This is a genomic window from Candidatus Sodalis sp. SoCistrobi (assembly GCF_900143145.1).
Lineage (GTDB): Bacteria > Pseudomonadota > Gammaproteobacteria > Enterobacterales > Enterobacteriaceae > SoCistrobi.
In genome coordinates, this window is sequence record NZ_FRDB01000119.1 from 1 (window position 1) to 9,139 (window position 9,139).

A 9,139-nucleotide genomic window follows, 5' to 3' on the forward strand; every position below is an offset into this window, starting at 1 on the left:
CGGCGACTCCTACGATAATGCGATGGCAGAGAGTATCAACGGGTTGTACAAAACGGAGGTTATCCACCGCGGGAGCTGGAAAAACCGGACGGAAGTGGAGTTGGCCACGCTGGACTGGGTGGACTGGGTGGACTGGTACAACAACAGAAGGCTGCTCGGGCGGCTGGGTTACATCCCTCCTACTGAAGCCGAAATGAACTATTACCCTTTGCAATTAGCATCAGAGGAAGCGGCGTAGTATTGCCAAAATTACTCTCTAATAAACTCGGGGTTATTCAGTTCACGCCAATTCTGTCGCTTGCTGCCGCGCAATCTTGACTCGCCATTTTTAAGGGAAACCGAATAATGTCTGAATTTTTGCCGTTCTCCCGGCCGGCGCTGGGCGATGCCGAGTTGGCCGCCGTCGGTGACGTGCTGCGGTCCGGCTGGATCACCACCGGGCCGAAATGCGCACAGCTGGAGCAGGCGTTTTGTCAATTGACCGGCAATCGACATGCCATCGCCGTGAGTTCGGCGACCGGCGGTATGCACGTGACGCTCATGGCCCTGGGGCTAGTGCCGGGCGACGAGGTGATTACGCCTTCGCAAACCTGGGTTTCCACCCTGAACATGATCTGCCTGCTGGGCGCCGAACCGGTCATGATTGATGTCGACCGCGACACGCTGATGGTGACGCAGGCGCTGATTGAAGCGGCGATCACCCCGCGAACCCGCGCTATTGTGCCGGTACATTACGCCGGCGCACCAGCGGACATCGACGCCATTCGCGCGCTGGGCGAACGCTACGGCATTCCGGTGATTGAGGATGCGGCGCATGCAGCGGGAACCGCTTACAAGGGGCGCCACGTAGGCGCCGCCGGCACCGCCATTTTCTCGTTCCACGCCATCAAGAATGTGACCTGCGCCGAAGGGGGGATGGTGGTGACGGATGACGATGCGCTGGCGCAGCGCATCCGCAGCCTGAAGTTTCACGGCCTGGCGGTGGACGCGTTCGATCGCACCATGCAGGGCAGAGCCCCGCAGGCGGAAGTGATCGCGCCGGGTTACAAATACAATCTGGCCGATATCAATGCTGCCATCGCGCTGGTGCAGCTCGAAAAGCTGACGCAGCACAACGCGCGCCGGGCGGCCCTTGCCCAGCATTACTTGCGCGGACTGGCCGATACGCCGTTCTCGCCGCTGGCGCTGCCCGCCTGGGAACACCACCACGCCTGGCATCTGTTTATCATCCGCGTCGACGAACAGCGCTGCGGCATCGATCGCGACGGCCTGATGCAGGCGCTGAAAGAACGCGGTATCGGCACCGGCCTGCATTTTCGCGCCGCCCATACGCAGCGTTACTACCGCGAGCGTTTTCCCGATCTGGTCTTACCGGCCACCGAGTGGAACTCCGCGCGTATGTGTTCGCTGCCGCTTTTCCCCTCCATGAACGATGACGATGTCGAGCGCGTGATTACCGCGCTGCGCGCCATTGCCAAGGTTTGATATGACGACACCCATGAAAATTGACAAAGTTTCGATCGTGATTCCGGTCTATAACGAGCAAGAAAGCCTGCCCGAACTGATGCGTCGCACGCTGGCGGCCTGTGAACAGCTGGACGCCGACTATGAGATCTTGCTGGTGGATGATGGCAGCAGCGACGATTCCGCCGCCGTGCTGACCGCCGCGGCGGAAGCGCCGGGCAGCCATATCGTCGCGGTATTGCTCAACCGCAACTATGGTCAGCACTCCGCCATCATGGCGGGGTTCAGCCACGTTACCGGCGACCTGGTGGTGACGCTCGATGCGGATTTGCAGAATCCGCCGGAAGAGATCCCGCGCCTGGTCGAGGTGGCGGCGCAGGGTTACGACGTGGTGGGCACCGTGCGCCAGAATCGGCAGGACAGCTGGTTCCGCAAGCGGGCCTCACGCATGATTAACGCGTTGATCCAGCGTACGACCGGCAAAGCGATGGGCGATTACGGCTGTATGTTGCGCGCCTATCGCCGCCACATTATCGACGCCATGCTGCACTGCCATGAGCGCAGCACCTTCATACCGATTTTGGCCAATACCTTTGCCCGCAAAACCATCGAAATCCCGGTAATGCATTCGGAAAGGGAGTTTGGCGATTCCAAATACAGTCTGATGAAGCTCGTCAATCTGATGTACGACCTCGTCACCTGTCTGACGACCACGCCGCTGCGCATGCTGAGCGTTATCGGCAGCATGATTGCCCTGCTGGGGTTTGCCTTTTCCCTGCTGCTCATCACGTTGCGCCTGTTTCTCGGCGCCCATTGGGCGGCTGAAGGCGTCTTTATGCTGTTTGCGGTGCTGTTTATTTTTATTGGCGCGCAATTCATCGGCATGGGGCTATTGGGGGAATATATCGGCCGTATCTACAACGATGTGCGCGCCCGTCCCCGTTACTTCGTCCAGCGTGTGGTCAGTCAAAATCCACTCTCGTCTCAACAGGAAACACAATGAAAGCTGTCATTTTTGCTTATCATGATATGGGCTGCGTGGGCGTTACCGCCCTTATCAACGCAGGCTATACTATCGAGGCCATCATTACCCATCCTGATGCGCCGTCAGAGAAAACGTTTTTTGGTTCAGTGGCGCGCATCGCCGCGGAACACAATATTCCGGTTTTCGCGCCGGATGACGTTAACCACCCGCTATGGATAGCGCGCATCAAAGCGCTGGCGCCGGATGTGATTTTCTCGTTCTACTATCGCCAGCTGCTTTGCCAGGAGATCCTGAGCCTGCCGACGGTCGACGCGTTCAATCTGCACGGTTCGCTGTTGCCGCGCTACCGCGGCCGCTCGCCGCTGAATTGGGTGCTGGTCAACGGCGAACAGGAAACCGGTGTTACCCTGCATCGCATGACGGCGCGCGCCGACGCGGGCGCCATTTTGGCGCAGCGCAGCGTGGCGATTACACCGCAGGATGACGCGCTGACGCTGCACCGCAAACTGTGCGAAGCGGCGGCCGTTGTGCTGGAAAACGTGTTGCCGGCAATTCGCGAGCAGCGCTGCACTGAAACGCCGCAGGACGATAGCGTCGCCAGCTATGTGGGCCGCCGCACGCCGGAAGATGGCCGCATTGACTGGTGTCAGCCGGCCGCGACCCTGGCCAATCTGGTGCGCGCGGTGACCGATCCCTGGCCGGGCGCCTTCAGCTATGCCGGCGGCGAGAAATTTATCATTTGGAAAGCGCAGGTGCGGCCGAATAGCGCCGACGCGCAGCCCGGTACGGTCCTGTCCATCGATCCGCTGGTTATAGCCTGCGGCAGCGATGCGCTGGAGGTGCAGACCGGCCAGAGTCAGCAGGGCGTGTATATGCAGGGCGGCCAGCTGGGGCAAGCGCTGGGGCTGGTGAAGGGCGCCTTGCTGAATCCACCTCCTCTGGTCAGCCATAAGCGTCGCACCCGCGTCCTTATCCTGGGCGTAAACGGTTTTATCGGCAACCATTTGACCGAACGCCTGCTGCGCGACGGCAATTACGAGATTTACGGTCTGGATATCGGTACCGATGCGATAAGCCGTTTTATGGTGAACCCGCTATTCCATTTCGTCGAGGGCGATATCAGCATCCATTCGGAGTGGATCGAATATCACATTAAGAAATGCGATATTGTTCTGCCGCTGGTGGCGATTGCCACGCCCATTGAATATACGCGTAATCCGCTGCGGGTGTTTGAACTCGATTTTGAAGAGAACCTGAAAATCATTCGTCATTGCGTTAAATACCAAAAACGAATTATTTTCCCGTCGACGTCGGAAGTCTATGGGATGTGTACCGACCCGGTATTTGACGAAGACGACTCCAGCTTGATAGTGGGGCCTATCAATAAGCAGCGCTGGATTTACTCGGTGTCCAAACAGCTTCTGGACCGCGTTTTGTGGGCCTATGGTGAAAAAGAGGGGCTGCGCTTCACGCTATTCCGTCCCTTTAACTGGATGGGGCCGCGGCTGGATAACCTGAACGCGGCGCGTATCGGTAGCTCGCGCGCCATTACGCAGCTGATTTTGAATCTGGTGGAGGGTTCGCCCATTAAACTGGTGGACGGCGGGGCGCAGAAACGGTGTTTTACCGATATCAGCGACGGCATTGAGGCACTGTTCCGCATTATTGAGAACAAAGACAACAATTGCGACGGTCAGATAATCAATATCGGTAACCCGGACAATGAAGCCAGCATCCGGCAGTTGGCGGAATTGCTGTTGGCAAGCTTTGAGCGTCATCCGTTGCGTCAGCATTTCCCGCCGTTTGCCGGCTTCCGCGATGTGGAAAGCAGCAGTTACTACGGTAAAGGCTATCAGGATGTGGAGCACCGTAAGCCGAGCATCCGTAATGCCAAACGCTTGCTGGACTGGACTCCTTCGGTGCCCATGGCGCAGACCATTGACGAAACGCTGGACTTTTTCCTGCAAACCGTCGATTTGCCGGACGCGGCGCAATGAAAAACGTCGGCCTGCGTATTGATGTCGATACCTGGCGCGGTACCCGCGACGGCGTGCCGCGCCTGCTGGAATTGCTGGCGGCGCAGCAGATCCAGGCGACGTTCTTTTTCAGCGTCGGGCCGGATAATATGGGGCGCCATCTGTGGCGCCTGGCAAAACCGCAATTTTTGCTGAAGATGTTGCGCTCCCGCGCCGCATCGCTTTACGGCTGGGATATTCTGCTGGCCGGCACCGCCTGGCCGGGTAGAAAAATCGGCCAGGGGCTGGCGGCGCAGATCCGCGCCGCCGCGGCCGACCATGAAGTCGGGCTGCACGCCTGGGATCATTTTGCCTGGCAAACCTGGGCTGGGGTATGGAGCGAGCAGCAATTGACGGAACAGATTCGACTGGCGCGGGATGCGCTGAGCGCCATTATCGCGCGGCCGGTGACCTGTTCAGCGGTCGCAGGCTGGCGTGCGGACGATCGCGTGGTGCAGGCCAAGCAGCCCTTCGACTTTCACTACAACAGCGATTGTCGCGGCACGGAGCCGTTTCGGCCGCTGCTGGCCAACGGCACGTTTGGCGTGGTGCAGATCCCGGTGACGCAGCCGACGTTTGACGAGGCCATCGGTCAGACGACGACCCGTGCCGGCTACAACCGTTTCATTCTCGATAGCATCAAGGCCGACAGCGGGACGCCGGTTTACACCATTCACGCCGAGGCGGAAGGGATTGCGCTAAGCGGAATGTTTCAAGAACTGTTGTCGATGGCGGCGGCGGAAGGCATCCGTTTTTGTCCGTTGCGAGAGCTTCTCCCCCAGGATAGTGCAGCGCTGCCGGTCGGTCGGGTGGTGCGCGGCGAGATCCCGGGACGAGAAGGGTGGGTTGGATATCAGCGCTTGTTAAAGTGAGTCGAGAATGAAATCCCTTAAACCCGGTATCGGGCTGATGTGCGTTATTGCCCTGTATTATCTGTTGCCGCTGTCGTTTCGAGGCCTGTGGCAGCCGGATGAAACCCGTTACGCTGAAATCAGCCGCGAAATGCTGGCGAGCGGCGATTGGATCGTCCCCCATTTTCTGGGGCTGCGTTATTTTGAAAAACCGTCCGTCGGCTACTGGATTAATAATCTCAGCCAGTGGGCGTTTGGCCACACCAATCTTGCCGTGCATTTTGGTTCCGCGTTCTCGATTGCCCTGACGGCGCTCATGGTGTATTGGCTGGCGCTGCGGCTATGGCAGGACCGGTGGCTTGGTCTGACGGCGGCGGCGATATACAGCTCCTGCCTGCTGGTTTACAGCATCGGGACCTATGCGGTGCTCGACCCGATGATAGCCCTATGGATGGCGGCCGCCATGTGCGCTTTCTGGCAGGCGGTACAGGCACCCCGCGGCTGGCGTAAGGGGCTGGGGTATCTGGCGCTGGGCATCGCCTGCGGGCTGGGGTTCATGACCAAAGGCTTTCTGGCGCTGGTGGTACCGGTGCTTAGCGTTCTGCCGTGGGTCATTGCGCAAAAACGCTGGAAAGAGGTGTTTATTTACGGGCCGCTGGCGCTACTCGGCGCCCTGGCGACAAGTCTGCCGTGGGTTATCGCCATCGCGCGCCGCGAGCCGGATTTCTGGCATTATTTTATCTGGGTTGAGCATGTTCAGCGCTTCGCCGAGGATAATGCCCAACATAAAGCCCCGTTCTGGTATTACCTGCCGGTGCTGCTGGCGGGGACGCTGCCCTGGCTGGGGCTGCTGCCCGGCGCGCTGCGTCGCGCCTGGGGTGAACGTCAAACGCAGAGCGGGGCGTTTTATCTGCTGGGCTGGGTCGTCATGCCGCTGCTGTTTTTCAGCCTGTCGAAAGGCAAGCTGCCGACCTATATTCTTCCCTGCTTCGCGCCGCTGGCCCTGCTAATGGCGCGCTATGCGGCGACGTGTGGCGGGCGGGCGCTAAAGGTTAACGGCGTCCTGAATCTGCTGTTCGGGCTGTTGTGCGTCATCACGGTAGTCGGCGTGTTGGCTCCCTGGGGCCTGGTAAAGCATCCGCTCTTTGCGCAGGATGAAGGTCGCAAAGTGCTGCTGGGGGTGCTCGGTTTCCTGGTCTGGGCGGCGGTGGGTGGGCTGACCCTGCGTGCGCCGACCGCACGCTGGCGCTGGGCGGCGCTGTGCCCACTGGGGATTGCGCTGCTGATTGGGCAGGCGTTACCACAGAAGGTGATCGACGCTAAGCAGCCGCAGTCATTTATCCAGACCGTGCGGCCGCAGCTGGAAAACAGTCGCTTTATTTTTGCTAATAGCGTTGGCGTGGCGGCAGGGCTCGCCTGGGAGCTGCAACGTAGCGACATTTCGTTATTTGATCGCCAGGGCGAGCTGGCCTACGGTCTGAGCTATCCCGACGCCGCCGACCGCTTCATCCGCGAAGAGGATTTTTCCGCCTGGCTTGGTGAGCGCTGCAAAGAGGGCTCGGTGGCGCTGGTGCTGCTGCTTCCTGACGGCGAGACGCAGATTAGCCATCTGCCGCGTGCGGATGAAACCTACCGGCGCGGACGGCTGGTGCTATTAGTGTACCATCAGCGCCGGCCATGATGTATCTGCTGATTTTCCTCGTCAGTCTGCTCAGCTGCGCCGGGCAGCTGTGTCAGAAACACGCCGCCGGCACCTCAGCCGGTGCCGGCGAGCTGCGCCATCGGGTGCGCTGGCTGGCAATCAGTCTGTTGCTGCTGGGCGGCGCCATGCTGGTGTGGCTGTGGGTCTTGCAGCGGGTACCGGTAGGCATCGCCTATCCGATGTTTAGCCTCAATTTTGTGCTGGTGACGCTGGCCGCCCGTTGGTTGTGGCGAGAACCCGTGTCGTTACGCCACGGCTGCGGCCTGCTGCTGATAGTCGCAGGCGTGATGTGCATGGGGGTGAATTTGTGATGGGCTACGGCTGGGCGTTGTTCAGCGTGGCGTTGGTCAGCGCCGCGCAGTTGCTGTTGAAATGGGCAATGATGCATTTGCCGCCGCTTGGCGCCCTCCGACTGTGGCTGGACCCGGCTTACGCGGAACCCCTCATCTTGCTGGCGGGGGGCTTGCTGGCCTATGTCGGTTCCATGGCATGCTGGTTTATGGCGCTGCGCCGTTTGCCGTTGAATAAAGCCTATCCGCTGCTCAGCCTGAGTTATGTCCTGGTGGCCGCTTGCGCGCTGATGATCCCCGAATTCAATGAGCAATTTACCTTATCACGCCTGATGGGCGTGGCGATGATTTGCGGCGGCCTGCTGTTGATTTGCCTGCCCGCCGGCGGCAAAGGCGACACGCCTCGCCGCTGAGAGAGCCAACGGCGATAAGGGCAACACGCCGCGCCGCTGGGGTTCCATCGGCGGCCAGGGTAACACGCCGCGTCGCTGGGCGACCATGGGTGAAAGGGCGACGCGACGCGTCGCGCCCTGGCGATTATCGGCGTGGTCCTAATGTTGCCTTCAGGTCAGGGTGGCACAATAGGCCATTGCGACACATGGCGTACCGTACAGGCACCAGCCCGCGGCGTTCGTTATCAATCGTCGCGCGACACAGGGAAGGGCATGGCGCCCGCCCGAAAAATGACCTACACCGAGGTGCGCTTTCCCCCGCTTTTATTAACTATGGATGCATGCTATGACCACCTTCTCGCCGGCTTTGGAACAGCTTAACGTTTATTTGTTTCAGTTAATCAATGCCCCCGCCGCAGTCAGCGCCGGCATGCTGCGGGTGGGAACGTTTTTCGCCAGCGACGCCGTGGCGTTGTTCCCACTGGTATTGCTGTTCAATTGGTTTTGGCGCGGAGAAGAGCAAAAAAAAGCCGTGCTCTACGCCACGCTCAGCATGCTATTGGCGCTGGCTATCAATATCGCTTTGGGTATGATTTGGCAGCATCCGCGGCCGTTTATGATCCCCCTCGTGCAGAATTTCCTTTATCATGCGGCCAATAATTCTTTCCCCAGCGATCACATGTCGCTGGCCTGCGCCATAAGCTTTAGCCTGATAGCCCGCGGTACCCTGCGTCGGCAGGGGCTGGCGCTGTTCGCCCTCAGCGTAATGGTCGCCTGGGCCCGGGTGTATATGGGCGTTCATTTTCCGCTGGATATGATGGCATCTCTCGGGGTTGCGCTGGTGAGCGCGGCGTTAAGCCTGCGTTGTGCCAGGGCGATAAATACCGTTTATGCGTTCGTTTATCCGCTTTATCATGCTTTATTCGCAGCGGGTATACGCAAAGGGATGATGAAATAATCGACGTGCTGCGCCAGGGTTTTGCTTCCCGAGGAGGCTGTAAGTTCTGCCGATTATTCGGCTAACCTGGCGCCGCACCCGCATCTACAGCCTCATCTGTATCTGCATCCGCACTCACGCCCGCATCCGCATCTACAGCCTTATCTGTATCTGCATCCGCAACTTAAAATCCGCATCCGCATCCGCAATTGCATCTGCATCTGAATCCGCACCTGAATAACCCCGAGTTTATTAGAGAGTAATTTTGGCAATACTACGCCGCTTCCTCTGATGCTAATTGCAAAGCGTAATAGTTCATTTCGGCTTCAGTAGGAGGGATGTAACCCAGCCGCCCGAGCAGCCTTCTGTTGTTGTACCAGTCCACCCAGTCCAGCGTGGCCAACTCCACTTCCGTCCGGTTTTTCCAGCTCCCGCGGTGGATAACCTCCGTTTTGTACAACCCGTTGATACTCTCTGCCATCGCATTATCGTAGGAGTCGCCG

General features: G+C 59.3%; 10 protein-coding genes. 9 read left to right on the top strand and 1 reads right to left on the bottom strand.

Annotated features, from left to right (window positions below; all coding sequences use genetic code 11):
• From CINSTRO3249_RS09325 to CINSTRO3249_RS09365, 9 genes are all read left to right on the top strand, one after another.
• The coding region (locus tag CINSTRO3249_RS09325; RefSeq protein WP_143146896.1) for an integrase core domain-containing protein at window positions 1-238 on the top strand (238 nt) is incomplete at its 5' end.
• Between the two features lie 107 nt (window positions 239-345).
• The gene (arnB, locus tag CINSTRO3249_RS09330) at window positions 346-1,485 is read left to right on the top strand and encodes a UDP-4-amino-4-deoxy-L-arabinose aminotransferase (protein ID WP_074013078.1); all 1,140 of its coding nucleotides are present in this window, start codon (window positions 346-348) and stop codon (window positions 1,483-1,485) included.
• 1 nt (window position 1,486) lies between these two features.
• On the top strand, window positions 1,487-2,467 hold the full coding sequence (gene arnC, locus CINSTRO3249_RS09335) for an undecaprenyl-phosphate 4-deoxy-4-formamido-L-arabinose transferase (RefSeq protein WP_074013079.1): 981 nt from the start codon (window positions 1,487-1,489) through the stop codon (window positions 2,465-2,467).
• On the top strand, window positions 2,464-4,446 hold the full coding sequence (gene arnA / locus CINSTRO3249_RS09340) for a bifunctional UDP-4-amino-4-deoxy-L-arabinose formyltransferase/UDP-glucuronic acid oxidase ArnA (protein WP_074013080.1): 1,983 nt from the start codon (window positions 2,464-2,466) through the stop codon (window positions 4,444-4,446). Before arnC ends, arnA begins: the two co-directional genes overlap by 4 nt.
• Window positions 4,443-5,336 carry a 4-deoxy-4-formamido-L-arabinose-phosphoundecaprenol deformylase gene (arnD, locus tag CINSTRO3249_RS09345; protein WP_074013081.1) on the top strand — a complete coding sequence of 298 codons (894 nt, stop codon included), beginning with the start codon at window positions 4,443-4,445 and terminating at the stop codon, window positions 5,334-5,336. Before arnA ends, arnD begins: the two co-directional genes overlap by 4 nt.
• Window positions 5,337-5,343: 7 nt before the next feature.
• Window positions 5,344-6,996, top strand: coding sequence for a lipid IV(A) 4-amino-4-deoxy-L-arabinosyltransferase (arnT, locus tag CINSTRO3249_RS09350; protein WP_074013082.1), 1,653 nt, complete (start codon window positions 5,344-5,346; stop codon window positions 6,994-6,996).
• Window positions 6,993-7,328, top strand: a complete 336-nt coding sequence (gene arnE / locus CINSTRO3249_RS09355; RefSeq protein WP_074013083.1) for a 4-amino-4-deoxy-L-arabinose-phosphoundecaprenol flippase subunit ArnE — start codon at window positions 6,993-6,995, stop codon at window positions 7,326-7,328. The genes arnT and arnE overlap by 4 nt, the downstream gene beginning before the upstream one ends.
• Window positions 7,328-7,720, top strand: a complete 393-nt coding sequence (gene arnF, locus CINSTRO3249_RS09360) for a 4-amino-4-deoxy-L-arabinose-phosphoundecaprenol flippase subunit ArnF (protein ID WP_074013084.1) — start codon at window positions 7,328-7,330, stop codon at window positions 7,718-7,720. Before arnE ends, arnF begins: the two co-directional genes overlap by 1 nt.
• A gap of 325 nt (window positions 7,721-8,045) precedes the next feature.
• On the top strand, window positions 8,046-8,657 hold the full coding sequence (locus tag CINSTRO3249_RS09365; RefSeq protein ID WP_174249766.1) for an undecaprenyl-diphosphatase: 612 nt from the start codon (window positions 8,046-8,048) through the stop codon (window positions 8,655-8,657).
• A 253-nt stretch (window positions 8,658-8,910) separates the two neighbouring features.
• Here CINSTRO3249_RS09365 and CINSTRO3249_RS09375 read toward each other — a convergent pair.
• Window positions 8,911-9,139 (bottom strand): integrase core domain-containing protein (locus tag CINSTRO3249_RS09375; protein ID WP_143146879.1); only part of this gene is annotated, 229 nt, incomplete at its 5' end.